Genomic DNA, 25111 nt, shown 5'->3' on the forward strand with positions numbered 1-25111 from the left:
GGTTTCCAGTGGGCTGAAAGGTGCCCTCTCCCGCTGTGGTCGCCCGCCGTCGGCGGCTTTCCGATCGTACGATCGGATCATGTCTCGTAATGTCGTGATCAGTGGTGGTGGGAGCGGGATCGGGCTCGCCGCCGCGTATGCCTTCGCCGCCGACGGGGACCAGGTGCTGTTGGTCGGGCGGCGGGGGGCGGTGCTGGAGAAGGCCGGGGTGCCCGGGGCGCTGACCTTCGCCGCCGATCTCCGGGAGACGGCCGGGGCGCGGGAGGTCGCGCGGTTCGTCGCTCAGGAGCTGGGGACCGTGGATGTGCTCATCCACAGCGCCGGGGGCGCGGGGTATCTGGAGGAACCGGCCGGGAGCGAGGATCCGCTCGACGTCGTCGAGCACAACTGGTCCCTGAACTTCCGGCTCAACACCCTGACCGCCGTGCTGCTCACCGAGGCGCTCAAGGCGCGGCTCGCCGAGCCCGGCGGGCGGGTGCTGTTCCTCAGCTCCATCGCCGCCTACCGGGGGTCCGGCAGCGGGGCGTACGCGGGGTCCAAGGCCGCGCTGCATCCGTACGCCCATGATCTGGCCCGGCAGTTGGGGCATCGCGGGATCACGGTGAACGTCGTGGCGCCCGGCTATGTCGAGGACACCGGGTTCTTCGGGGAAGCGATGACCGACGCGCGCCGCGAGAAGCTCATCGCGGAGACCTCCACCGGGCGGGCCGCGACGCCCGGGGACGTCGCGGCCACCCTGCACTGGCTGGCCTCCCCGGCCGCCGGGCACATCACCTCACAGATCATCCAGGTCAACGGCGGGGCCGAGCGCGGCCACTGAGGCGGCCGGTCAGGGCCGGTCCGGGCGGGGGTGGTGGTGCGTGCGCAGCGCGCGCACGGCCTCGGGGGCCCGCCGGCCAGGAGGCAGGACCGCGTCGGCCGCGTTGACGCGTGGCAGCGCGTACGGGTGTTCCTCGGCCAGCCAGCGCAGCAGCTGCTCGCGGACCGTGACCCGTACGGTCCAGATGTCGTTCGGGTCCTTCGCGGTCACCAGGGCCCGTACCTCCATGGTGCTCGGGGTCGAGTCCGTGACGGCCAGGCCGTAGTCGCGGCCGTCCCAGGCCGGGCACTCGCGCAGGATGTCGCGGAGCTTCTCCCGCATCACGTCCAGGGGCGCCGAGTGGTCCAGCTGCAAGAAGACGACACCGGTGATCTGGGCGCCGCCGCGCGACCAGTTCTCGAAGGGCTTGGAGGTGAAGTACGACACCGGCATGGTGAGCCGGCGCTCGTCCCAGGTGCGGACGGTCAGGAACGTCAGGGTGATCTCCTCGACGGTGCCCCACTCGCCGTCCACCACGACCGTGTCCCCGATGCGCACCATGTCGCCGAAGGCGATCTGCAGACCGGCGAACATGTTGCCCAGCGTGGACTGGGCGGCCACACCGGCGACGATGCCGAGGATGCCCGCCGAGGCCAGCAGGGACGCGCCGGCCGCGCGCATCGCCGGGAACGTCAGCAGCATGGCGGCCGCGGCCACCACGCCGACGATCGCCGACACCACCCGCATGATCAGCGTCACCTGGGTGCGTACCCGGCGGACCCGGGCGGCGTCGGTGCTGGCGCGGGCGTACCGGGTGTAGGTCGTCTCGACGACCGCCGACGCGATCCGGATCACCAGCCAGGCCGCCGCACCGATGAGGATCAGCGTCAGCGCCCGGCCGATGCCCTCCCGGTGCTCGTGCAACGGCTTCACCTGGTCGTACGAGCCTCTGAGCAGCGCGGCGAACAGCAGGAACTGGTAGGGGATGCGGCCACGGCGCAGCAGCCCCCACAGGGGCGTCTCGGGGTGGCGTCGGTCGGCCTTGGACAGCAGTAGGTCGGTGGCCCAGCCGATGAGCAGCGTCAGTACGACCGAGCCGCCGACCACGATCACGGGACGGAGCACGTTCTCCATGCCTGAGAACGTAACCGGCCGACGGCGGCTGGCACCATGGGCCCATGAACATCATGCTCTTTCACTCGACCTACGGACTGCGGCCGGCGGTGCGCGCGGCGGCGGACCGGCTGCGTGCCGCCGGGCACGAGGTGTGGACGCCGGACCTCTTCGAGGGGCGCACGTTCGACACGGCCGAGGAGGGCATGGCGTACCAGGAGGAGACCGGCAAGGACGAGCTGCTGAAGCGGGCCGTGCTGGCCGCCGCGCCCTATTCGGAGCGGGGGCTGGTGTACGCCGGGTTCGCGCTGGGGGCCTCCGTCGCGCAGACCCTGGCGCTGGGCGACGAGAAGGCGCGGGGGCTGCTGCTACTGCACGGCACCTCGGATCTCGCGCCGAACGTCTCGGTGGACGAGCTGCCGGTCCAGCTGCATGTGGCCGAGCCGGACCCGTTCGAGACGGACGACTGGCTGAGTGCCTGGTATCTGCAGATGCGGCGCGCGGGCGCGGACGTCGAGATCTACCGGTACGCCGGGGCCGGCCATCTCTACACCGACCCCGACCTGCCGGACCACGACGCGGAGGCCGCCGAGGCCACCTGGCGGGTGGCACTCGGCTTCCTCGAGTCGCTGTAGGCGCCGGACAGGCTCTAGGCGCGGTAGGCCGCCCAGTTCTGCTGCATGCGCGTCACCTGGCCCGCGGTGAACTGGTACATGCAGGAGTCGTACGTGTAGTCCATGAAGTTGTGGATCGGGTCGGCGCCCGCCTTGCGGGTGCACGTGTCGCGGCCCTCGGGGCACTCGTAGGCGGCGCTCTTCTCGGCGGGCGTGTCGTCGACGTAGTCGCCGTTGCCGTTACAGCCGCCCTGGAAGGTGTGGTAGAGGCCCATCCAGTGGCCGACCTCGTGGGTCGCGGTGTCGCCCTCGTTGTAGTTGGCCGCCGAGCCGCCCGGCAGCGAGGCGTCGAGGAGGACCACGCCGTCCATGGAGGGGCTGGAGTTGTAGGAGCTGGGGAAGGTGGCCCAGCCGAGGAGGCCGCCGCCGAGGTTGGCGGTGTAGACGTTGAGCGCGTTGGCGCCGCCCTTGCGCAGGGCGGACTTCATCGCCTTCTCCTCCTGCGAGCCGTAGCCGACGTTGTACCAGGCGGCGTTGTTCGTGTAGTCGGTGCCGGCCAGCGTGAACTGGAAGCCGGAGTCGGTGTTGCCGGTGCCCTGGCCGCCGAACGCCGCGTTGAGGACGTTCATCTGGGCGTTGATGTCGGCGGAGCTGAGCTGGCCGGCCGTGCCGTTGTGGATGACGTGGAAGTACACCGGGATGCTGGTGCCGGCGGCGAGTGCGGAAACGTTCCTTCCGCTGGTGCGCAGCCGGTCCACCTTCTTGCGCAGATCGGCGTCCATGGCCTGGGCCCTGGCCTCGCTGATCTCGTTGGGCTCGGCGACGCCCGCGCCGTGTCCCGGGTGGGCCTCGCGGGCCGCGGAGTGGGTCTCCTCGACGCACTCGGCGGCCGTGGTGCCGGCCGCGGCGACACCTGTCGGTGCCGACAGGGGAGTGAGCATCAGTGTTCCGGCCACGACGGCCGTGCCGAGAACTCGTCTGCGCGTCAGGGGAGATATCCGGGCAAGCGCACGCATGCTGACTCCTGGTGGAAGCGGTGGGGAGAGGGGCACAGGGGTCTTCCTGGCCGCCGCCCGGAGATTACGTGGACATGCCCATGGCGGAAGAGGATCGATCAGGCCCAATCGAACAGCGGGCAAACGGGGGTGAATGGGGTGGCGAAATCTTTCGCCGCCCGGAGTTTGAGATCCGGACGTAACGAGTTTCGTGACCCGGGCGGGTGGTGTGTCCGGATTCGGAACGCGGCGCGCACCACCCGCCGTAGCGATGTGATCTTGCGTTAACAGGCTTCGGCCGGTCTGTCGTTGGCCGAAAATCGCCCCTGGGGCTCAGAGGTCACCCAGGGACCTACACGGGGTCGTACGTCCGCTCGACCTTCTGGGTACCGGTGCGGGTGCGGTAGGAGCGGGCCCAGGAGGAGGTGGCGTCCGGCTTGGTGCGATCGGACAGGACGTAGTAGTCCATCTGTGCGCGGTGCGCGGTGATGTCCAGGACGCCGTAGCCGTGGCGGTCGGTGTCGACCCAGTGGACGTGCCGGTTGGCGGCCTTGATGATCGGCGCGGCCACGGCGGAGACCGTGCCCTCGGGGACCTTCACCAGGTCGTCGAGGTTGTCGGAGGTGACGGACGTGACCACGAACTCGGTGGCCGCCGACGCCGACAGGGGATACGTTCCGGCGTTGACCGGCACGTCGTTGGCCCAGGCCATGTGGATGTCGCCGGTGAGGAAGACGGTGTTGCGGATGGCGTTCGACCGCAGATGGGCGAGGAGTTCGCGGCGGTCGTCGGTGTAGCCGTCCCACTGGTCGGTGTTGAGGGCGAGGCCCTCCTTCGGCAGTCCGAGCAGCTCGGCCAGCGGCTTGAGCAGGTCGGCGGTGAGGGAGCCGATGGCGAACGGCGAGATCATCACCGGGTTGCCGACCAGCCGCCAGGTGGTGTCGGAGGACGCCAGCCCCGCCTTGAGCCAGTCGAGTTGGGCGCGGCCGGTGAGCGTGCGCTCCGGGTCGTCGACCTGGCCGTTGCCGACGCCTACCTGCTGGGAGCGGAAGGAACGCAGGTCCAGCAGGGAGAGATCGGCCAGCTTGCCGAAGCGCAGCCGGCGGTAGGTGGTGCCGGCGATCGCCGGGCGGACCGGCATCCACTCGAAGTACGCCCGCTTGGCGGCCGTCTGACGGGCCGCCCAGTCGCCCTCGGTGCCCTCGGTGTGGTTCTCGGCGCCGTCCGTCCAGGCGTCGTTGGCCATCTCGTGGTCGTCCCAGATCGCCACGACCGGCGCCTTGGCGTGCAGCGCCTGGAGGTCCGGGTCGGTCTTGTACTTTCCGTGCCGTACGCGGTAGTCGGCGAGGGTGACGATCTCGTGGGTGGGCGCGTGCTGCCGTACGACCTTGTCGCGGGTGCCGTACTCGCCGGTGCCGTACTCGTAGATGTAGTCGCCCAGGTGCAGCCAGGCGTCCAGGTCGGAGCGGGCGGCGAGATGGCGGTACGCGGCGAAGTGGCCGGCCTCCCAGTTGGCGCAGGAGACCACGCCGAAGCGCAGGCCCGAGACGGCCGCGTCCGCCGCCGGCGCGGTGCGGGTGCGCGCCACCGGGGAGTCGGTGCCGCCGGCCGAGAAGCGGAACCAGTAGTCGGTGGCCGGGGCCAGGCCGCGCACGTCCGCCTTGACGGTGTGGTCGGAGGCGGCCGTGGCGGTCACGGAACCCTTGGCGACGATGTCCGTCAGCGACCTGTCCCGGGCGACGATCCACTCGACCTCGGTGTCGGGGCCGAGGCCGGAGCCGGGCGTCGCCGCGGCGGTCGGGGTCACCCGGGTCCACAGCAGGACACCGTCGGGGAGCGGGTCGCCGGAGGCGACGCCGTGCAGGAAGGCCGGCGCGTCGTCGGCGGCGCGGGCCGAGTGGGTGGCGGCGAGTGGAGCGGCCAGAACAGCGGTGGCCGCCGCGGCCTTGACGACCGTACGGCGGCGGGGGGTAAGCGAGTTGGGGCCTTCGGAGGCTCTGTATCGACTGGTCACGAGTGATCAGGTTACTGATCGGTATGAACAAAGGCGGGCGAACTCCGGAAAGTTCGCCCGCTCTTCGCGTGCCGGTCGGGGCCGGGCCGCTCGCTACTCCTTCAGCGCCGCGTCCACCACCGTGTTGAAGTCCTCCACCGTCATGGGCTGGTTGCCGGCCTCGGTGACGAGCTTCTTGCCGTCCATGGTGAAGGTCGGGGTCCCCCGCACGTCCTCCTTGTTGGTGTTGAAGGTCTGCGACATCGCCACCGCCCAGGCGTCGTACGTGCCGCCCCGCACCGCGTCCTGGAACGTGGCGTTGTCCTTCAGCGCGTCGACGGAGTTCCCGATCTTGATCAGGTAGTCGTCGCTCTTGAACTTGTCGTCGGACTCCTGCGGGTGGAACTCCGCCGAGTAGAGCGCGGCCTTGTACTTCAGGAAAGCCTCCGGGCTCACGTTCAGCGCGGCGCCCAGGGCGCTCATCGCGTTCTTCGAGCCCTCGCCGTTCGCGCCGACCTTGAAGCCGCCGTCGTCGGTGTCGCCGTCCAGGAAGGTGCCGCCGATGAACTGGAGCTTGTACTTGCCGGCCTCGACGTCCTTCTCCACGGTCGCGCCGACGGTCTGCTCGAACTGGGCGCAGACCGGGCAGCGCGGGTCCTCGTAGAGCTTGAGGGTCTTCTTCGCGGTGTCCTTGCCGATGACGACCGTGGTGCCGTTCTCACCCGTGGTGTTGGCGGGCGCGACGATCTTCTCGTCCGCCGCGGCCTCCCAGTGGCCGGGCTTGTTGGCCTGGACGACGGCGAAGCCTATGCCGCCCGCCGCCGCCAGCACGCCGACGACGGAGAGGGCGACGATGACCTGCCGCTTCGCCTTCGCCTTCTTCGCCTGGCGCTCGCGTTCGAGGCGCAGCCGCTCCCGGGCCGCCGTCTTCGCCGCCTGGCTGTTGCGCTTGCTCATGTCGATGATCTCCCTGTGGAACGCGCACGGGTCCGTGTGCGCGGAGCGATATGGGTAACGCCCGGGTCACTGTCGACGCCGGGGGCGCGGCCGCGCTGCCGGAGGCCGCGGGGGTGGCGTCCGACGACCGCGGGCGCGGTGTCGGAGAGCCTTGGTCGGGTGTCCGACGTCCGCTGGGTGCGGTTGTCGGACGACTGCGGGTGTGGTGTCTGACGGCCTTGGTCGGGGTTTCTGACGTCCGCTGGGTGCGGTTGCCGGACGACCCGCGGGTGTGCTGTCGGACGGGTCGCGGGCGCGTGTCTGACGACCGTGGTCGGAGTCTTCGACGACCGCCGAGGAGATGTCCGACGACCGCGGGTGCCGTGTCCGACGACCGCCGAGGGGCTGTCCGACGACCGCGGGTGCGGTGTCTGACGACTGCGGGTGTGGTGTCACGGGCCGCGGGTGCGGTGACGACCGTGGTCGGAGTCTCCGGCGACCGCTGAGGGGCTGTCCGGCGACCGCCGAGGGGACGTCCGACGACCGCTGGGGCGGTGTCCGACGGCCTTGGGTGCGGTGTCGGACGGGCCGCGGATGCGGTGCCGACCGTGGTCGGGGTCTCCGGCGACCGTCGCGGAGCTGTCCGGCGACCGCCGAGGAGATGTCCGACGACCGCTGGGGCGGTGTCCGACGGCCTGGGGTGCGGTGTCTGACGTCCGCTGGGTGCGGGCTGTCGGACGACTGCGAGTGGGGTGTCGGAGGGGCCGCCACGGGTGACGTGTTGGACGTCGGTGGCCGGGGTGCTGGACGGCCCGTGGTTGCGGTGTCGGACGGCCGTCAGACGGCCGCGGGTGCGGTGGGTGGGCCGCGGCGGGCAAGGGAGTGGACCAGGGCGCGGCCGGGGGAGAAGGTGGCCCGCGTGGTGGGGCGGGGACCGCCGGGTGCCGCCGGGGCGGGCGGGACCGTCACCGCGGCCACCGCGAGCAGCAGTGGGCGGAACGTCGTCGCTGTCGCCGCGCACAGCAGCCGGCCCAGGGCGCGCTCGCCCCGACGCAGCCAGGCCGCGGCGAGGAGACCGACGGCGACATGGGCGCCCAGCAGCAGCCAGGCGGTCGCCGGAGTGGCGTGGGCGAGGAGCCCGGCCAAACCGTCGGTGTCGGAGCCGGTCACCCGGACCAGCGGGGTGCCGACCTGGCTGCCGTCGCCGCACAGGACGTCCCAGCCCACCGAGCGCAGCGGGCCTCGGACGGGTCCGCCGGCCGGGCCGTAGCAGACGTGCTGGCCGGTGGTGAACACCGTGTCGGCCGCCAGCTCCAGCGGGACGAGCAGGGCCGCGATCCGCCCGAAGTCGCGCTCACGTCCCGCGAGGGCGTACGCGACCACGAACACGGTGGCGGCGACGGCGGCCACCGTGTTCAGCGGCAGGGGGGCCCGCGACAGCAGCACGTGTGACGCGGTGCTGAGGGTCACGACGAAGGCCGTGAACAGCGCCGCGCGTACGGCTCTGAGGCGGGTCCCGGATATGTCCATAGCGGAGGAGAGTGTGTCATGGGCCCGTGTAAGGCACCCCTAAAGGGTGCCTGTGAGCGGCCCGTCCGTCACAGACCCGGTATGCGGTCGTTGCGGAAGAGGTCGACGAAGATCTGGTGGTCCGCACGCGCGCGTGCGCCGTAGCTGTGCGCGAAGTCGACCAGGAGCGGTGCGAAGCCGTCCTCGTCGGCGGCGATCGCCGCGTCGATGGCCCGCTCGGTGGAGAAGGGAACCAGCGACTCGCCGGAGGTGTCGTCCGCCGCCGAGTGCATGCCGGCCGTGGCGCGGCCCAGGTCGGCGACGACGCCCGCGATCTCCTCCGGGTCGTCGATGTCACCCCACTCCAGGTCGACGGCGTACGGCGAGACCTCCGCGACCAGCTGGCCCGCGCCGTCCAGCTCGGTCCAGCCCAGCCACGGGTCGGCGTGCGCCTGAAGCGCGCGCTGGGAGATCACCGTGCGGTGGCCCTCGTGCTGGAAGTAGTCGCGGATCGCCCGGTCGGGGACGTGCCGGGAGGCGGCCGGGGTCTGGCCCTGCTTGATGTAGATCACGACGTCGTTCTCCAGGGCGTCGGTGCGGCCCTCCAGCAGGATGTTGTACGACGGCAGCCCGGCCGAGCCGATGCCGACGCCGCGGCGGCCCACGACGTCCTTGACGCGGTAGGAGTCCGGGTGGGACAGGGCGGACGCCGGCAGCGTCTCCAGGTAGCCGTCGAAGGCCGCGAGCACCTTGTAGCGGGTGGCGGCGTCCAGCTCGACGGAGCCGCCGCCGGGGGCGAAGCGGCGCTCGAAGTCACGGATCTCCGTCATCGACTCCAGCAGCCCGAAGCGGGTCAGCGAGCGCGCGTCGCGCAGCGCGTCCAGCAGCGGGCCCGTCGCCGTGTCCAGGGTGAAGGGCGGCACCTCGTCGCTCTTGGCGCCTGTCGCCAGCGCGTGGATCCGCTCCCGGTACGCGCCCGCGTAGATCTCCACCAGCTCGGTGATCTGCTCGTCGCTGAGCGCCTTCGCGTACCCGATCAGGGCGATGGAGGCGGCGAAGCGCTTCAGGTCCCAGGTGAAGGGGCCGACGTACGCCTCGTCGAAGTCGTTGACGTTGAAGACCAGGCGGCCGTTGGCGTCCAGGTAGGTGCCGAAGTTCTCGGCGTGGAGGTCGCCGTGGATCCACACGCGCGAGGTGCGGTCGTCCAGGTAGGGGCCGTCCTGCCGGCCGAGGTCGAGATCGTGGTAGAAGAGGCACGCCGTCCCCCGGTAGAACGCGAAGGCCGAGGCCGCCATCTTGCGGAACTTCACCCGGAACGCGGCCGGGTCGGCGGCCAGGAGCTCGCCGAAGGCGGTGTCGAAGACGGTGAGGATCTCCTCGCCGCGTCGCTCGGCGCTGAGCTGCGGAACCGACATCGCTGGGGCCTCCTGCTGCGTGACATGGGTGACAGGCGTTCCGCCACCTCAACGTCCGACGGTACGTATGAGTGCCCCCGGAGTGTCACTCGCGAGGCATAGACTTCGAGGCTGTCCCCCCAGACTGCCCGCAGCCTGTCGCCGAGTGTTTCCGCTGGAGGCCACACCGTGTCGAAGCCGCCGTTCACGCACCTGCACGTCCACACCCAGTACTCGCTGCTGGACGGTGCCGCGCGGCTGAAGGACATGTTCAACGCCTGCAATGAGATGGGCATGACGCACATCGCCATGTCCGACCACGGCAACCTCCATGGGGCGTACGACTTCTTCCACACCGCGAAGAAGGCCGGGATCGTCCCGATCATCGGCATCGAGGCGTATGTCGCCCCCGAGTCCCGGCGCAACAAGCGCAAGATCCAGTGGGGCCAGCCGCACCAGAAGCGGGACGACGTCTCCGGTTCCGGTGGTTACACCCACAAGACGATGTGGGCCGTGAACAGGACCGGCCTGCACAACCTCTTCCGGCTGTCCTCGGACGCGTACGCCGAGGGATGGCTGCAGAAGTGGCCCCGTATGGACAAGGAGACGATCTCCCAGTGGTCCGAGGGGATCGTCGCCTCCACCGGCTGCCCCTCCGGCGAGGTGCAGACCCGGCTGCGCCTCGGCCAGTTCGACGAGGCCCTGAAGGCCGCCGCCGACTACCAGGACATCTTCGGCAAGGACCGCTACTTCCTGGAACTGATGGACCACGGCATCGACATCGAGCACCGGGTCCGTGACGGCCTGCTGGAGATCGGCAAGAAGCTGGGCATCCCGCCCCTGGTCACCAACGACTCGCACTACACGTACGCGCATGAGGCGGGCGCCCACGACGCCCTGCTGTGCATCCAGACCGGCAAGAACCTCTCCGACCCGGACCGCTTCAAGTTCGACGGCACCGGCTACTACCTGAAGTCCACGGACGAGATGTACGCCATCGACTCCTCGGACGCCTGGCAGGAGGGCTGCGCCAACACGCTCCTCGTCGCCGAGATGGTCGACACCTCCGGCATGTTCGAGAAGCGCGACCTCATGCCCAAGTTCGACATCCCCGAGGGCTACACCGAGGTCACCTGGTTCAAGGAGGAGGTCCGCCGCGGCATGGAGCGCCGCTACCCGGACGGCATCCCCGAGGACCGCCAGAAGCAGGCCGACTACGAGATGGACACCATCATCTCGATGGGCTTCCCCGGCTACTTCCTCGTCGTCGCCGACTTCATCATGTGGGCCAAGAAGCAGGGCATCGCGGTCGGCCCCGGCCGAGGCTCCGCGGCCGGTTCGATCGTCGCCTACGCCATGGGCATCACCGACCTCGACCCCATCCCGCACGGCCTGATCTTCGAGCGGTTCCTCAACCCCGAGCGCATCTCGATGCCCGATGTCGACATCGACTTCGACGAGCGCCGGCGCGTGGAGGTGATCAGGTACGTGACCGAGAAGTACGGCGCCGACAAGGTCGCCATGATCGGCACGTACGGCACCATCAAGGCCAAGAACGCCATCAAGGACTCCGCGCGCGTGCTGGGCTACCCGTACGCGATGGGCGACCGCATCACCAAGGCCATGCCCGCCGACGTCCTCGGCAAGGGCATCCCGCTGTCCGGCATCACCGACCCCTCCCACCCCCGCTACTCGGAGGCCGGCGAGGTCCGCTCGATGTACGAGAACGAGCCGGACGTGAAGAAGGTCATCGACACCGCGCGCGGTGTGGAGGGCCTGGTCCGGCAGATGGGTGTGCACGCGGCCGGCGTGATCATGTCCAGCGAGACCATCACCGAGCACGTCCCCGTCTGGGTCAGGCACACCGACGGCGTCACCATCACCCAGTGGGACTACCCGAGCTGTGAGTCGCTCGGCCTGCTGAAGATGGACTTCCTGGGCCTGCGCAACCTCACGATCATGGACGACGCCGTCAAGATGGTGAAGGCCAACAAGGGGATCGACATCGACCTCCTGGGCCTCCCGCTCGACGACCCCACGACCTTCGAGCTGCTCCAGCGCGGCGACACCCTCGGCGTCTTCCAGTTCGACGGCGGCCCCATGCGTTCGCTGCTGCGCCTGATGAAGCCGGACAACTTCGAAGACATCTCCGCCGTGTCGGCCCTGTACCGCCCGGGCCCCATGGGCATGAACTCCCACACCAACTACGCCCTGCGCAAGAACGGCCAGCAGGAGATCACGCCCATCCACCTCGAGCTGGAGGCCCCGCTCAAGGAGGTTCTGGACGTCACCTACGGCCTGATCGTCTACCAGGAGCAGGTCCAGAAGGCCGCCCAGATCATCGCCGGCTACTCGCTCGGCGAGGCCGACATCCTCCGCCGCGTGATGGGCAAGAAGAAGCCGGAGGAGCTGGAGAAGAACTTCGTCATCTTCCAGGCGGGTGCCCGCAAGAACGGCTACAGCGACGAGGCCATCCAGGCCCTGTGGGACGTGCTGGTCCCGTTCGCCGGCTACGCGTTCAACAAGGCCCACTCCGCCGCGTACGGCCTGGTGTCGTACTGGACCGCCTACCTCAAGGCGAACCACCCGGCCGAGTACATGGCCGCGCTGCTGACGTCCGTCAAGGACGACAAGGACAAGTCGGCGATCTACCTCAACGAGTGCCGCCGCATGGGCATCCGGGTGCTCCCGCCGAACGTCAACGAGTCCGAGGCCAACTTCGCCGCCCAGGGCGACGACGTGATCCTCTTCGGCCTCTCCGCCGTCCGCAACGTCGGCACCAACGTGGTCGAGTCGATCATCAAGTGCCGCAAGGCGAAGGGGAAGTACTCGTCCTTCCCCGACTACCTCGACAAGGTGGACGCGGTGGTCTGCAACAAGCGGACCACGGAATCGCTGATCAAGGCCGGCGCCTTCGACTCCATGGGCCACACCCGCAAGGGCCTCACCGCGCAGTACGAACCGATGATCGACAACGTGGTCGCGGTCAAGCGCAAGGAGGCCGAGGGCCAGTTCGACCTCTTCGGCGGCATGGGCGAGGAGAGCAGCAGCGAGCCCGGTTTCGGACTCGACGTGGAGTTCACCACCGAGGAGTGGGACAAGACGTACCTGCTCGCCCAGGAGCGGGAGATGCTCGGTCTCTACGTCTCCGACCACCCCCTCTTCGGCCTGGAGCACGTGCTGTCCGACAAGGCCGACGCGGGCATCGCCCAGCTCACCGGAGGTGAGCACGCGGACGGCGCGGTGGTCACCATCGGCGGCATCATCTCCGGCCTGCAGCGCAAGATGACCAAGCAGGGCAACGCCTGGGCGATCGCCACCGTGGAGGACCTCGCGGGCTCCATCGAGTGCATGTTCTTCCCGGCGACCTACCAGTTGGTCTCGACCCAACTCGTCGAGGACGCCGTGGTGTTCGTCAAGGGCCGCCTCGACAAGCGGGAGGACGTGCCCCGGCTGGTCGCGATGGAGCTGATGGTCCCCGACCTGTCCACCGCCGGCACCAACGCGCCGGTGATCCTCACCATCCCCGCCGTGAAGGTCACCCCGCCGATGGTCAGCCGGCTCGGTGAGATCCTCACCCACCACAAGGGCGACAGCGAGGTCCGGATCAAGCTCCAGGGCCCGACCAGGACCACCGTCCTGCGGCTCGACCGGCACCGGGTCAAGCCCGACCCGGCGCTGTTCGGCGACCTGAAGGTGCTGCTCGGCCCGTCCTGCCTGGCGGGCTGACGCACGACGACGTACGAGGGGCGCATCCACGGTCGCGGATGCGCCCCTCGGTGGGTCTGGGCCGCAAAGCCCTCCATGGGAATGTCAGTTGTGACCGAAGCTCTTCTGCCGGCCCTTGCGGGCCATGTCGCCCGGCGTGACCTGTGCGACGTGCTGCTCGGCCTGCGCCTCCATCGAGGTCTGCTGGGCCTGCTGCGGAGCACGCTCGGACTGCGGCTGCTGCTTACGGTTCTGCTTCTTGTTCTTGGCCATGGGGAAGCCTCCTGTGGGGGATCTAGGGGCCAGGGCCGGGACCAGATTCACATAGGCTGAGTTACAGCGCATTTCAGACAATTACCCTGTGTGACGGTGCTCGTCGTCGACGCGCGCCCCTGAAACGCCACGCCGAAGATCGAGTTCCGGCCGTTAACCTCCGCACGGTCGGGCAGACTCGAAGGAAGCCCGAAGCAAACCTCCCGGGAAGAGGGTGAGTCGTGTGGACCGCTGCGTCGTCCTGGTGGACGCCGGGTATCTGCTGGGGGCCGCCGCCAGCCTCCTCGCCGGGGAGCCCTCGCGCTCCCGGATCACCGTCGACCACGCCGCCCTCGTCCAGGGCCTGCGCGAACAGGCCGAGTCCGACACCGAGCGGCCCCTGCTGCGCATCTACTGGTTCGACGGCGCCCCCGACCGCGTCCCCCAGCCCGAGCACCGCAGGCTGCGCGTGATGCCCCGGGTCACCGTGCGGCTCGGCGCACTGACCCGCAGCGACGGCCGCTGGGCCCAGAAGGGCGTCGACGCCGCCATGCACGCCGAGCTGACCGAGCTGGCCCGCAACCGCGCCTGCTCCGACGTCGTCCTCGTCACCGGCGACGGCGACCTCCTGCCCGGCATGATGGCCGCCAAGGAACACGGCGTCGCCGTCCACCTGTGGGCCGTACAGGCCGCCGACGGCGACTACAACCAGTCCGAGGACCTCGTCGCGGAGGCCGACGAACGACGCGTCCTGGACCGTACGTGGATCACCAAGGCCGTCCGCGCCAAGGAGCTCGGCGGGGTGTGCGCGCCGCCGCCCGCGCCCCGGCCCGAGATCGCCGCGATCCTCTCCGCGCCGCTGCCCGACGCCACGCTCGCACCCGCCGCCGAGCGGTCCGCCCAGGAGCGCGAACACGCCCCCGCGGCGCCCGCCGCCGACAGCACCGCCCCCGAGCGCGTCCCCGCCCCCAAGGGCGTGCCCACCCCCAAGGACCTCGCCGCCCTGCGCGCACCCGGCACCCACCCCGCGCAGCACCCGCCCACCGCCACCCTGCGCTGGTCCTCCGACAAGGGCTGGGTGGACCGGCCCGGCACCGCCGCCGAGCCCCCCGACATCGCCGCCATGCCGACGCTCGCACAGCTGACCACCGCCGAGCAGCGGTGGGCCGACCGCGAGGAGGACATCACCACCGTGGGCGGCGACCCCTACGAGGTCGGGCAGGTCTTCGCACGGCGCTGGATGGAGCGCCTCGGCGACCAGGGCCATCTGCAGAAGCTGTCCGGGATGTACCCGCGCATCCCGCACCGCATCGACGGCGAGCTGCTGCGCTACGCGGCCCGCTTCGGCCTTCTCGCCCACAAGGACGACCAGATCGACGAACACGACCGGTACGCGATCCGGGCGGGCTTCTGGCGGGAGATCGACGTACGGACGGCGGCGGAGCACGCGCCCGCGGCTGAATAGCCGGGCGTGGCGGATCGCGGTGGGCTCCGTACCGCCGGATTCCGCCGCCGGATTCCGCCGCCGTGGTGCGGCGCCGGCGCGGCGGATCCGGGTGGGTGGGCGCGATCGCGGCGGCGGGCGTCCGGCTGTGTCGACTGGCCGCCCCGAGGACGACCGGGGGCCGCCGACCCCTTAGGCTCGTCCCTTGTGAACACGCGCGCGGCGCCGGTAACCCGGCACAGGGACGAGGTCGTGTGCGCCGTGCGCGGGCTGAGCAAGACCTATCCGGCGGTACGGGCCCGGCGGGGCACCCCGGCGACACCCGAGGTGCGCGCCACCGACGCGGTGACCCTGGACATCCGGCGCGGCGAGATCTTCGGGCTGCTCGGCCCGAACGGCGCCGGCAAGTCCACCCTCGTACGCCAGCTCACCGGGCTGATGCGGCCCGACACGGGCAGCGTCGAGATCCTCGGCCACGACATCGTGCGCCACCCCGAGCGCGCCGCGCGGATCCTCGCCTACCTGGGGCAGGAGTCCACCGCCCTCGACGAACTGACCGTGTCCCTGGCCGCCGAGACCACCGCACGGCTGCGTGGCCTCCCCGTACGGCAGGCGCGCGCCGAGCGGGACGCCGTCCTCGACGAACTGGGCCTCACCCCGCTCGCCGGACGGCCGCTGCGCAAGCTCTCCGGCGGACAGCGGCGGCTCGCCTGCTTCGCCACCGCGCTGGTCGGACAGCGGCCGCTGCTGGTGCTGGACGAGCCGACGACCGGCATGGACCCGGTCGCGCGGCGGGCCGTGTGGTCGGCCGTGGACCGGCGGCGCGCCGAGCGCGGGACCACCGTGCTGCTGGTCACCCACAACGTCATCGAGGCCGAGACCGTCCTCGACCGGGTCGCCGTCCTCGAACAGGGGCGTATCATCGCCTGCGACACCCCCGCCGGGCTCAAGGAGCAGGTCGCCGGCGAGGTACGGGTCGAGCTGGTGTGGCGGGAACGGGCGCCGCTGGACGTGCCGGAGGTCGCCGCGCTGCGTGAGCGGGCCGCGGAGTCCGGGCGACGCTGGACGCTGCGGCTGGCCCCCGAGGAGGCCCGCGCGATCGTCGCCACCGTCACCGGCGGCGCCGCCTTCGCCGCCCTCGACGACTTCACCCTGGCCACGCCCAGCCTGGAGGACGTGTACCTGGCGCTGGGCGGGGCCGCACGGCAGGGGCTGGTACGGGCGTGAGGGGCAGGCGTGAGCGTGCGGGCGGCCGGGCCCGTAAGGGACGGTACGAGAGCCGTGGGGACTGTATGAGAACCGTAGGGAAGAGGAGCAACGCCACGTGAGTGTCGTACCCGCCGAGGTTCTTCCGGGCAGCGCCGCGGCCGTCGCCGAGACGGACCGGGGCGCCGTCGAGCTGGGGCCACGGGCCCGGCTGTGGCCGTCGCTGGTGGCCGTGTACCGGGCGCAGCTGTCGCGCGCGCGGGTGGCGCGGATCCCGCTGCTGTTCGTCGCCACCTTCCAGTCGGTCGGCATCCTGATCATGATGCGGGGCGTCGTGGACGGCGGCAGCGAGGCGGAGTCCGTGGTGGCCGGGTCGGCCGTCCTGGTCGTCGCCTTCGTCGCGCTGAACCTGCTCGCCCAGTACTTCGGGCAGCTGCGGGCCAGCGGCGGGCTCGACCACTACGCGACGCTGCCGGTGCCGCCGGCCGCCGTGGTGCTCGGCGCGGCGGGCGCCTACGCGTCCTTCACCGTGCCGGGGACCGTGCTGACCGCGGTGTTCGGGTGCGTGCTGTTCGGACTGCCGCTGACGCACCTGTGGGTGCTGGTCGCGGTGATCCCGCTGGCCGGCGCCGCGCTGTCCGGGCTGGGGGCGGCCTGCGGGCTGCTCGCGCCGCGGCCGGAGCTGGCGACCGTGCTGGGGCAGCTGGGCATGTCGGCGGCACTGCTGCTGGGGGTGCTGCCGCCGGAGCGGATGCCGGAGCCGGTGCTGTTCCTGCGGGATCTGCTGCCGTCGACGTACGGCGTGGAAGCGCTGGCCCGGACCTTCGGGGAGCGGCCGGAGTGGGCGCTGGTGATGCGTGACCTCGCGGTGTGCGCCGGGGTGGGTGTGGTGTCGCTGGCCGTGGCGACCTGGGCGTACCGGCGGGCCGCCGTCCGGTGACGCGCCGCGCGGGCGGGCCTGGCACGATGTCAGGGTGACCGCACCGCTGACTCCTTCTCCGCCGCCACATGAGCCGTCTTCGCAGGGGGCCTGGCCGCCGCCCTCCGGGGGGTATCCGTCCGTGGCCGCCGCGCCGCCGCGGGAGTCCCTGCCGGAGGAGGGGCCCGGGATGAAGACCGAACTGCGTGAGGCAGCCGTGGTCGCGGTGGCGGTGGCCGTCGCGGGCGCGCTGCTCGGGCTGCTGTGGGTGTGGCTGGCGCCGCGGGTGCCGCTCGTCGGCGATGTCGTGGACGGCAACTGGGTCGTGTACCTCAAGGACACCGAGGGGGAGCAGGCGGTGGGGGTGGACGGGACGTTCACGCTCCTGGCGCTGGGCTTCGGTGTGGTGAGCGGGGCGCTGGTGTTTCTGTGGCGGCGGCGTGGGGGTGTGCCGCTGGTGGTCGGGCTGGGTGCCGGGGGGTTGCTCGGGGCGTTGCTGGCGTGGCGGGTGGGGGTGTGGCTCGGGCCCGCGGAGGATGTGCTGGCCCAGGCGAAGAGCGTGGGGAAGGGGGTGACCTTCTCGGCGCCGCTGAAGCTCGGGGCGAAGGGGGCGGTGCTGGCGTGGCCGCTGGCGGCACTGATGGTCCACCTCGGCCTCACGGCACTGTTCGCTCCACGGGATCCCGAGGTGTACGGGCCGCCGCCGTACGGTGGGCCGCCGGCGTAGGTCCGCCTGTCAGGGGTGGGTGCGCAGCCCGGCGCTGCGGGGTGCCGCTGCGCCCACCCGTGCCGCCCCAGCGGCACGACTGCCCGCAGCTACGGCAGCGGCACGACTGCCCGCAGCTGTGCCAGGAGGCGTCAGGGGCGGGCGATGGGGGCCAGGGTGGCGTTGGTGAGGGCGGTGAGGGTCTTCGGGGAGAGTTCCACTTCCAGGCCGCGGCGGCCTGCGGAGACGCAGATGGTGGCGTGCGACTCGGCCGAGGTGTCCAGGACCGTGGGGAGTTTCCTGCGCTGGCCGAGGGGGGAGATGCCGCCGCGGACGTAGCCCGTGGTGCGTTCCGCGAGGGTGGGGTCCGCCATGGCCGCCTTCTTGCCGCCGACCGCCGCCGCCAGGGCCTTGAGGTCCAGGGAACCGGCGACCGGGACCACCGCCACGGTCAGGGTGCCGTCCACGTCGGCCACCAGGGTCTTGAAGACACGGTCGGGGGAGACGCCCATCGCCTCGGCCGCCTCCTCGCCGTAGGACGGATGGCTCGGGTCGTGGTCGTAGGAGTGGACCGTGAAGTCCGCCCCCGCCGCCGTGAGCGCCACCGTCGCGGGCGTACCACCGGACTGCTGCTTCTTCGACTTCTTCGCCACGTTCCCCAGCCGTTCCGAAATTCTTAATTCAGGCTCGTAGGGCCGCGCGTCAGATCCGACGCGGGCAACGACGGCAGACTACGGATGATCGCCGTCTCGGAGCGAAGGAGTTTCAGTTCGTCCCGCAGGCGGGAGGCCGTGTCGGGGGCCTGCAGCAACCGCTGCTTGGCGGGGGTGTCGAGCATCATCGCGGCGGCGACCAGGTACGAGACCACCGACGGCTCGTCGGGCAGCTCCGCGCCGGTCGACAGCGAGCGCTCCCGCGCGCCGGCGAGGCGCTTCTGGTACTGGCGGAACGCGCGCAGAACCCCCTTGGCGAGGGCGCCCGCCTCGTCGCCCGGCTCCTCCGGCAGCTCCTCCAGCTCAGCCGTGAGGAAGGCACCCGAGGCGTCCACCGACAGCAGCCGCACCCGCCGCGTCCCCGTCGCCAGCACCTCGAAGGTGCCGTCGGCATGCTCCCGGACGGTCGCCGCGTCCGCGACGCACCCCACGGAGTGGAACGCCTTGACCGGGTCCGGGCCGAAGCCCGCCGCCGGGCCGCGCTGCGGCAGCGCCGTCGGGTCCGGCATGCCGGGCGCGCTCGGCGCGACCTCGTGGCCGTCGCGGATGGCCACGACGGCGAACCGGCGCGGTTCCTCCTCGGGGGTCTTCAGCAGCTCGCGCATCATGGCGCGATAGCGCTCCTCGAAGACGTTCAGCGGAAGCACCAGACCCGGGAACAGCACCGAGTTCAGGGGGAAGAGCGGCAGACGGACGGTGGTCACGAGGTCAGAGCCTAGTGGTCCGGGGCGGCGCGGTGGTGCGGGGAGTGGGCGGCCAGGTGCTCCTGGTGACCGCCGGCCGGCCGGGGATGCCAGACGGGCAGGCCCCGCACGATCTCCTCACGGACGGTCAGGAAGTGGCCCAGCGGGTCGTCCGACACCCGGTCCCAGGGGAAGGAGGTGGCGTACGGGCCGAGCAGCCGCAGCTGCACCAGGGCGTCGTCGCGGCGGCCCAGCCGGGTCAGGACGTACACCAGGACGTTGCGGATCCCGGCCGGTCCGGGGTCGGCCGACGGGAGGCCGGCGGAGAGCACGATCGCCCGGTCGGCGGCCGCGTGCAGCCGCGCACGCGCCACCGCGGGGCCACAGCCGTCCGTCAGATAGGCGAAGGCCGCCTGCAGGGGCAGGGCCTGCACCAGGTGGTCGGCCGGCACGTCCTGTGCCGCGCGGTCGGCGAAGTCGAAGCACTCGCGGTGCGAGCCGTGCCAGTACGTGGCCAGATAGCGCAGGGCGGCCACATGGCAGCCGTAGTGGTGGGGCGCCCGGCGGACCGCCGCCTCCCACAGCTCGCCGAAGTACTTGTGGCCGGCCCGCGCCCCGCGCGCGTGGTCCAGCGCGATCCGCCACGGCACGGGATCGCTGTCGTACACCTGGGCGGCCGCCGTGATCAGCGGGCTCACCTCGCGCAGCAGTTCGGCCCGGGCCGGTGAACGCCAGGCGCGGGCCACCGCGAGCTGGGCGGCGACCAGCAGCACGTCCGGATCGTGCGGGGCGTCGGCCCGCCACTGCGTGAACCAGTCGGGGCGCGCGTGCGCGAAGGAGGCCAGGCGTACGGCGTACCGGTCGCGGTTCTCCCACTCGCCCCGCGCGCGCGTGGCGGCGAGCAGTTCGGCGGCGGTCCCGTATCCGTCCTGTCCGGCCGCGACCAGCGCGGGCCCGAGGCGGTCGTCCGGCGCGTCGAGCAGTACCTCGTCGTCGGCCGGCAGCCCGGAGGCGACGAGGTGCGGCACGGCCTTGGGCGCGCGGGCCGCGCGGATGAACGGGGGCAGCAGAGCCATGGTGTCGACCATTGAAAAGGCGCTGGTCGGAGTAGCGCCAGAGGGAAAAGCGAAGCCATGGAAAGTTGTACGACCCAAGGTCAAGGCCCGGTAAAAGGTGAGTCCCTCTCAGCCCTTCGGCCACACCCTCCCAGCCGGGCCCACGCTCAGCCCACGTCTGTCGGCCACACCCTCTCAGCCACGCCGCAGCAGCCGGGTCGCCCCCGCCGCCACCGTCGTCGCCAGGATCCAGCCCAGCAGGATCATCGCCGCCGACAGCCACTGCCAGCCGCCGCGCAGTTCCCAGCGGCCGGCCTGGCCCAGGTCGATGACCGGCAGCAGCAGGTCCAGCACGAACAGGGCGGGATTCCAGACCTGGTTGCGGTCCGGGTCGGCCGGCGGATGGCTGGCGCGGGCGAAGGCCACCGTGCCCGCCGCCCACAGCACGGCCATCCAGACGGCGGCCCGGCCCGGCCGGTACCCGTAGGCGACGGTCCAGTCCTGCGCGTACCCCCAGAGCTTCCCGGCCGGCGGCAGGGTGGTCCGGCGGTGGCGCTGCCTGGCGAGCAGCACCTCACGCGCGTCCTCGTCCTCCCCGGCCGCCCGCAGCACCGCCGCCAGCCGCTCGTACGGCTCCGGGTTGTACTCGGCGGTCGCCGCCGCCACCCACCTCAGCCGCACCTCCAGCGGGAACGGGCCCTGCGGCACCAGGTTCTCGTAGGAGAAGCCGCCCATGTGCAGCCGGCCGGGGCCCGGCCAGGCGCTCGCCCGGTCCACCAGATTGACCACCCGCGCCCCGGACAGCACGACCTTGCCGCGCTGCGGCCGCTCCCCGAGGAAGCGCAGCTCGGGCGTCTGCACCCGGCGCAGCGACAGCTCCTGGGCGTCGCTGAACACGAACCGGGCATCCTGCAGGTCGACCGCGTCCCCGAACCGCCCGTCGTCCAGCCGCGCCCCGCCCCGGCACTCGAACCGCTGGATCCGCGTCCCCTGCGCCGGTGTCGCCCCGCTCGGCGACTGCCCGCCCACACCCGCCGGCGTCAGATACAGCGTGCGCTCCACGGTCAGCTGCGGCGCGTTCAGCGCGAACCGCCCCTGCGGGTCGGCCAGCCGGGCCCCGCGCAGGCTCAGCGACACGCCGACCTTGGCGCTGCGCAGGCTCAGCTCGCCGTGCGTCTCCAGCAGTTCGGCCTGCAGATCCTGCCCCACGGTCATCCCGTCGCCGGCGATGGACCGGCCTGCCCGGTCGCGGTGCACGACGGCCATGTTGAGCAGCAGGTCCGTGCCGATCTGCGCGTCGGTGAGCCGGATGCCGTGCAGGAAGCGGCAGCGCGGCAGGTGCAGATCGCCCTCGGTGTGCAGCCGGGCGGCCTCCAGGCGCGGCACCGTGCAGTCCACCAGCCGCAGGGTCGTCAACCGGGCCTCCGGCAGCAGCACCTCCCGCTCGAAACGGCAGCGCTTCATTTCCACGTACGGCACGACCGTGCCGCCCGCCAGGTCGAGGGAGCCGCTGATCCGTACTCCGACCAGCTTCAGCGCCGACACCCGGCCGGCGAGCGCGGGCGGCCCGTCCAGCAGCAGCCAGGCGATGATCCGGGCCCGCACGGTCCGCTCCGGGCCCCACGGCCGCCCGCCGTGCGGGTCGTCCACGAGCGCGTCGCCGCTGCTCAGGTCATACACGCTGCCGTTGCGGAATGCCTGCCACATGCCGGCCTCGGCCGCGGTCAGGTCGTCCGGCAGCTCTCCGGCCCGGAGGCCGGCCCCCTCGGTCACGTCCGTCACTTCCTCCCCGGTTCCTCGCAGATCCGTCTGCTCGCACATGCGTTCATGCCCGCTGCGTGACGATCTGAACACACCGCGTGAAGCTGATCTTCCGGGTTTCGGCCACGTTCTGTATCAGCCATTGGAACGCGCGGACGGCTTGTCACAGCCGTCTGCGAGAATTGACACCGTGCTGCAACGACTCTCTATGGCCCGAATCGATCTGCGCGGCGACGCCCTTCCCGAGGGCCCCGCCCTGCGCGACCTGCTGCCCCGAGCCGACTTCGACGTTCAGGCCGCCCTGGAGAAGGTGCGTCCGATCTGCGAGGCCGTGCATCATCGGGGCGACGCGGCGCTGATCGACTTCGCCGAGAAGTTCGACGGCGTGAAGCTCGACCAGATCCGGGTCCCGCCCGCGGCCCTCACCCGCGCCCTGGAGGAACTCGACCCGGCCGTGCGCGCGGCCCTGGAGGAGTCCATCCGCCGCGCCCGTCTCGTCCACCGCGCACAGCGCCGTACGACCCACACGACCCAGGTCGTGCCCGGCGGCTCGGTGACCGAGAAGTGGGTTCCCGTCGAGCGCGTCGGGCTGTACGCGCCGGGGGGCCGGTCCGTCTACCCGTCGTCCGTCGTCATGAACGTCGTCCCGGCCCAGGAGGCCGGCGTCGAGTCCGTCGCGCTGGCCTCTCCCGCCCAGGCCGAGTTCGGTGGCCTGCCGCACCCGACGATCCTCGCCGCCTGCGCCCTGCTCGGCGTCGACGAGGTCTACGCCGCCGGTGGCGCGACCGCCGTCGCGATGTTCGCCTACGGCACCGAGTCCTGCCCGCCCGCCAACATGGTCACCGGCCCCGGCAACATCTGGGTGGCCGCCGCCAAGCGCTACTTCACCGGCAAGATCGGCATCGACGCCGAGGCCGGCCCGACCGAGATCGCGATCCTCGCGGACGACACCGCCGACCCGGTGCACCTCGCCGCCGACCTGATCAGCCAGGCCGAGCACGACCCGCTCGCGGCCGCCGTGCTGGTCACCGACTCCGTCCAGGTGGCGGAGGCCGTGGAGAAGGAGCTGGAGACCCAGGTCGCGGCCAGCAAGCACATCGACGACCGGATCGTGCCCGCGCTGAAGGGCAGGCAGTCCGCGATCGTCCTCGTCGACGGCGTCGAGGAGGGCCTGCGGGTCGTCGACGCGTACGGCGCCGAGCACCTGGAGATCCAGACGGCTCAGGCGTCCGAGCTCGCCGACCGCGTCAGGAACGCCGGCGCGATCTTCATCGGCCCCTGGGCGCCCGTCTCCCTCGGCGACTACGCGGCGGGCTCCAACCACGTCCTGCCCACCGGCGGCTGCGCCTGCCACTCCTCCGGCCTGTCCGTGCAGTCCTTCCTGCGCGGCATCCACATCGTCGACTACACGCGGGACGCGCTGGCCGAGGTCGCGCACCACGTGGTGACGCTGGCCGAGGCGGAGGACCTGCCGGCGCACGGCGCGGCGATCAAGGCCCGGTTTGTCGGAGACGAACAAATGTCGCGTGGTGGGAAGGTGCCCGAGAGCAAGTGAACGACGTAAGGATCGACGACCTTCCCGTACGGGACGAGCTGCGCGGCAAGTCCCCCTACGGCGCGCCCCAGCTGGACGTGCCCGTACGGCTGAACACCAACGAGAACCCGTACCCGCTGCCCGAGCCGCTGGTCGAGCGGATCGCCGAGCGCGTGCGGGAAGCGGCCCGGCACCTCAACCGCTACCCGGACCGGGACGCCGTCGAGCTGCGCACCCGGCTCGCCGAGTACCTGACGGACACGTCCGGTCACGAGGTGGGCCCGGCCAATGTGTGGGCGGCCAACGGCTCCAACGAGGTCATCCAGCAGCTGCTGCAGACCTTCGGCGGACCGGGCCGTACGGCGATCGGCTTCGAGCCGTCGTACTCGATGCACTCGCTCATCGCGCGCGGCACGGGCACCGGCTGGATCTCGGGCCCGCGGGGCGACGACTTCACCATCGACCTCGACGCGGCCCGCGCGGCCATCGCCGAGCACCGCCCGGACGTCGTCTTCATCACCACCCCCAACAACCCCACCGGCACCGCCGTCCCGCCGGAGACGGTCGTCGCGCTGTACGAGGCCGCGCAGGCCGCGAAGCCGTCGATGGTGATCGCGGACGAGGCGTACATCGAGTTCAGCCACGGCGACTCGCTGCTGCCGCTGCTCGAAGGACGGCCGAATCTCGTCGTCTCCCGCACCATGTCGAAGGCGTTCGGCGCGGCCGGGCTGCGGCTCGGCTATCTCGCCGCGCACCCGGCGGTCGTGGACGCCGTCCAGCTCGTACGGCTGCCGTACCACCTGTCGGCCGTCACCCAGGCGACCGCCCTGGCCGCCCTGGAGCACACCGACACGCTGCTGAAGTACGTCGAGCAGCTGAAGGCCGAGCGGGACCGGCTGGTCAGCGAGCTGCTCGCGATCGGCTACGAGGTCACGGCGTCCGACGCCAACTTCGTCCAGTTCGGCCGGTTCGACGACGCCCACGCCGTCTGGCGGCAGATCCTCGACCGGGGCGTCCTGGTCCGGGACAACGGCGTGCCCGGGTGGCTGCGGGTCACCGCCGGCACCCCCGAAGAGAACGACGCGTTCCTCGACGCGGTCCGTCAGCTGAAGAAGGAGAGCGCATGAACCGCGTAGGACGCGTGGAGCGGGTCACCAAGGAGACCTCGGTCCTCGTCGAGATCAACCTCGACGGCACCGGCCAGGTCGATGTGTCGACCGGCGTCGGCTTCTACGACCACATGCTCGACCAGCTCGGTCGGCACGGTCTGTTCGACCTGACCGTGAAGACCGAGGGCGACCTGCACATCGACTCCCACCACACCATCGAGGACACCGCCCTCGCGCTGGGCGCCGCCTTCAAGCAGGCCCTCGGCGACAAGGTGGGCATCTACCGCTTCGGCAACTGCACGGTCCCGCTGGACGAGTCGCTGGCCCAGGTGACCGTCGACCTCTCCGGCCGCCCGTACCTCGTGCACACCGAGCCCGAGAACATGGCGCCGATGATCGGCGAGTACGACACCACCATGACCCGGCACATCCTGGAGTCCTTCGTCGCCCAGGCCCAGATCGCGCTGCACGTGCACGTGCCCTACGGGCGCAACGCGCACCACATCGTGGAGTGCCAGTTCAAGGCGCTGGCGCGGGCCCTGCGGTACGCGTCCGAGCGCGACCCGCGCGCGGCCGGCATCCTCCCGTCCACGAAGGGCGCATTGTGAGCGACGCACGCGCGGCCACCGGGCCGCAGACGGCGACGATGGCCGCACCGCTGCGCCGCG

Annotated in this window: 21 protein-coding genes; 10 read left to right on the forward strand and 11 right to left on the reverse strand. The window is 71.5% G+C overall.

Going from position 1 to position 25111, the window contains the following annotated elements; genetic code table 11:
• The first annotated feature begins 79 nt into the window (after positions 1–79).
• On the forward strand, positions 80–820 hold the full coding sequence (locus ACH5AC_RS19785) for an SDR family NAD(P)-dependent oxidoreductase (protein WP_398863217.1): 741 nt from the start codon (positions 80–82) through the stop codon (positions 818–820).
• Between the two features lie 9 nt (positions 821–829).
• On the opposite strand, the gene ACH5AC_RS19790 is transcribed toward ACH5AC_RS19785, so the two are convergent.
• Positions 830–1933, reverse strand: coding sequence for a mechanosensitive ion channel family protein (locus ACH5AC_RS19790; RefSeq protein ID WP_398863218.1), 1104 nt, complete (start codon positions 1931–1933; stop codon positions 830–832).
• Positions 1934–1977: 44 nt separating this feature from the next.
• Here ACH5AC_RS19790 and ACH5AC_RS19795 point away from each other — a divergent pair, with 44 nt between their 5' ends.
• Complete coding sequence (locus ACH5AC_RS19795; protein ID WP_398863219.1) at positions 1978–2547, forward strand: dienelactone hydrolase family protein; 570 nt, start codon at positions 1978–1980, stop codon at positions 2545–2547.
• A gap of 14 nt (positions 2548–2561) precedes the next feature.
• On the opposite strand, the gene ACH5AC_RS19800 is transcribed toward ACH5AC_RS19795, so the two are convergent.
• The 5 genes from ACH5AC_RS19800 to ACH5AC_RS19820 all read right to left on the reverse strand — a co-directional run bounded on the left by ACH5AC_RS19800 (position 2562) and on the right by ACH5AC_RS19820 (position 9374).
• The gene (locus tag ACH5AC_RS19800) at positions 2562–3542 is read right to left on the reverse strand and encodes a zinc metalloprotease (RefSeq protein ID WP_398863220.1); all 981 of its coding nucleotides are present in this window, start codon (positions 3540–3542) and stop codon (positions 2562–2564) included.
• A 331-nt stretch (positions 3543–3873) separates the two neighbouring features.
• Positions 3874–5535 carry an alkaline phosphatase D family protein gene (locus ACH5AC_RS19805; RefSeq protein WP_398863221.1) on the reverse strand — a complete coding sequence of 554 codons (1662 nt, stop codon included), beginning with the start codon at positions 5533–5535 and terminating at the stop codon, positions 3874–3876.
• Between the two features lie 93 nt (positions 5536–5628).
• Positions 5629–6471 carry a thioredoxin domain-containing protein gene (locus ACH5AC_RS19810; RefSeq protein ID WP_398863222.1) on the reverse strand — a complete coding sequence of 281 codons (843 nt, stop codon included), beginning with the start codon at positions 6469–6471 and terminating at the stop codon, positions 5629–5631.
• A gap of 816 nt (positions 6472–7287) precedes the next feature.
• Positions 7288–7980: a hypothetical protein gene (locus ACH5AC_RS19815; protein ID WP_398863223.1), complete on the reverse strand. Its 693-nt coding sequence runs from the start codon at positions 7978–7980 to the stop codon at positions 7288–7290.
• 68 nt (positions 7981–8048) lie between these two features.
• The gene (locus ACH5AC_RS19820) at positions 8049–9374 is read right to left on the reverse strand and encodes a DUF2252 domain-containing protein (RefSeq protein ID WP_398863224.1); all 1326 of its coding nucleotides are present in this window, start codon (positions 9372–9374) and stop codon (positions 8049–8051) included.
• Positions 9375–9542: 168 nt separating this feature from the next.
• Here ACH5AC_RS19820 and dnaE point away from each other — a divergent pair, with 168 nt between their 5' ends.
• Positions 9543–13082: a DNA polymerase III subunit alpha gene (gene dnaE, locus ACH5AC_RS19825; RefSeq protein ID WP_398863225.1), complete on the forward strand. Its 3540-nt coding sequence runs from the start codon at positions 9543–9545 to the stop codon at positions 13080–13082.
• 84 nt (positions 13083–13166) lie between these two features.
• Here the strand turns inward: dnaE and ACH5AC_RS19830 are convergent, their stop codons facing one another.
• Positions 13167–13334, reverse strand: a complete 168-nt coding sequence (locus ACH5AC_RS19830) for a hypothetical protein (RefSeq protein WP_398863226.1) — start codon at positions 13332–13334, stop codon at positions 13167–13169.
• 223 nt (positions 13335–13557) lie between these two features.
• Between ACH5AC_RS19830 and ACH5AC_RS19835 the strand changes: the two genes are divergently transcribed.
• The 4 genes from ACH5AC_RS19835 to ACH5AC_RS19850 all read left to right on the forward strand — a co-directional run bounded on the left by ACH5AC_RS19835 (position 13558) and on the right by ACH5AC_RS19850 (position 17609).
• Positions 13558–14778 (forward strand): NYN domain-containing protein, encoded by a 1221-nt coding sequence (locus ACH5AC_RS19835; RefSeq protein WP_398863227.1) that lies wholly within the window; start codon positions 13558–13560, stop codon positions 14776–14778.
• Positions 14779–15009: 231 nt separating this feature from the next.
• On the forward strand, positions 15010–15984 hold the full coding sequence (locus ACH5AC_RS19840; RefSeq protein ID WP_398863558.1) for an ABC transporter ATP-binding protein: 975 nt from the start codon (positions 15010–15012) through the stop codon (positions 15982–15984).
• Between the two features lie 97 nt (positions 15985–16081).
• A complete protein-coding gene (locus tag ACH5AC_RS19845) occupies positions 16082–16903 on the forward strand; it encodes an ABC transporter permease (RefSeq protein WP_398863228.1) in 822 nt (273 codons plus the stop codon).
• A 34-nt stretch (positions 16904–16937) separates the two neighbouring features.
• On the forward strand, positions 16938–17609 hold the full coding sequence (locus tag ACH5AC_RS19850) for an AAA family ATPase (RefSeq protein WP_398863229.1): 672 nt from the start codon (positions 16938–16940) through the stop codon (positions 17607–17609).
• A 131-nt stretch (positions 17610–17740) separates the two neighbouring features.
• Here ACH5AC_RS19850 and ybaK read toward each other — a convergent pair whose 3' ends face one another.
• The 4 genes from ybaK to ACH5AC_RS19870 all read right to left on the reverse strand — a co-directional run bounded on the left by ybaK (position 17741) and on the right by ACH5AC_RS19870 (position 21812).
• On the reverse strand, positions 17741–18241 hold the full coding sequence (gene ybaK / locus ACH5AC_RS19855) for a Cys-tRNA(Pro) deacylase (RefSeq protein WP_398863230.1): 501 nt from the start codon (positions 18239–18241) through the stop codon (positions 17741–17743).
• A 23-nt stretch (positions 18242–18264) separates the two neighbouring features.
• On the reverse strand, positions 18265–19005 hold the full coding sequence (locus tag ACH5AC_RS19860) for an LON peptidase substrate-binding domain-containing protein (RefSeq protein ID WP_398863231.1): 741 nt from the start codon (positions 19003–19005) through the stop codon (positions 18265–18267).
• Positions 19006–19016: 11 nt separating this feature from the next.
• Positions 19017–20072, reverse strand: coding sequence for a hypothetical protein (locus tag ACH5AC_RS19865; protein ID WP_398863232.1), 1056 nt, complete (start codon positions 20070–20072; stop codon positions 19017–19019).
• Positions 20073–20234: 162 nt separating this feature from the next.
• On the reverse strand, positions 20235–21812 hold the full coding sequence (locus ACH5AC_RS19870) for an oxidoreductase (protein ID WP_398863559.1): 1578 nt from the start codon (positions 21810–21812) through the stop codon (positions 20235–20237).
• A gap of 196 nt (positions 21813–22008) precedes the next feature.
• Here ACH5AC_RS19870 and hisD point away from each other — a divergent pair, with 196 nt between their 5' ends.
• From hisD to hisB, 3 genes are read left to right on the forward strand one after another with little or no spacing between them, the layout of a single operon-like run.
• The gene (gene hisD, locus ACH5AC_RS19875; RefSeq protein WP_398863233.1) at positions 22009–23355 is read left to right on the forward strand and encodes a histidinol dehydrogenase; all 1347 of its coding nucleotides are present in this window, start codon (positions 22009–22011) and stop codon (positions 23353–23355) included.
• Positions 23352–24461: a histidinol-phosphate transaminase gene (locus ACH5AC_RS19880; RefSeq protein WP_398863234.1), complete on the forward strand. Its 1110-nt coding sequence runs from the start codon at positions 23352–23354 to the stop codon at positions 24459–24461. Before hisD ends, ACH5AC_RS19880 begins: the two co-directional genes overlap by 4 nt.
• On the forward strand, positions 24458–25051 hold the full coding sequence (gene hisB, locus ACH5AC_RS19885) for an imidazoleglycerol-phosphate dehydratase HisB (protein ID WP_037889654.1): 594 nt from the start codon (positions 24458–24460) through the stop codon (positions 25049–25051). The genes ACH5AC_RS19880 and hisB overlap by 4 nt, the downstream gene beginning before the upstream one ends.
• Positions 25052–25111 lie beyond the last annotated feature (60 nt).

Origin of the sequence: Streptomyces sp. NPDC018693, from assembly GCF_044391385.1 — a bacterium.
GTDB lineage: Bacteria > Actinomycetota > Actinomycetes > Streptomycetales > Streptomycetaceae > Streptomyces.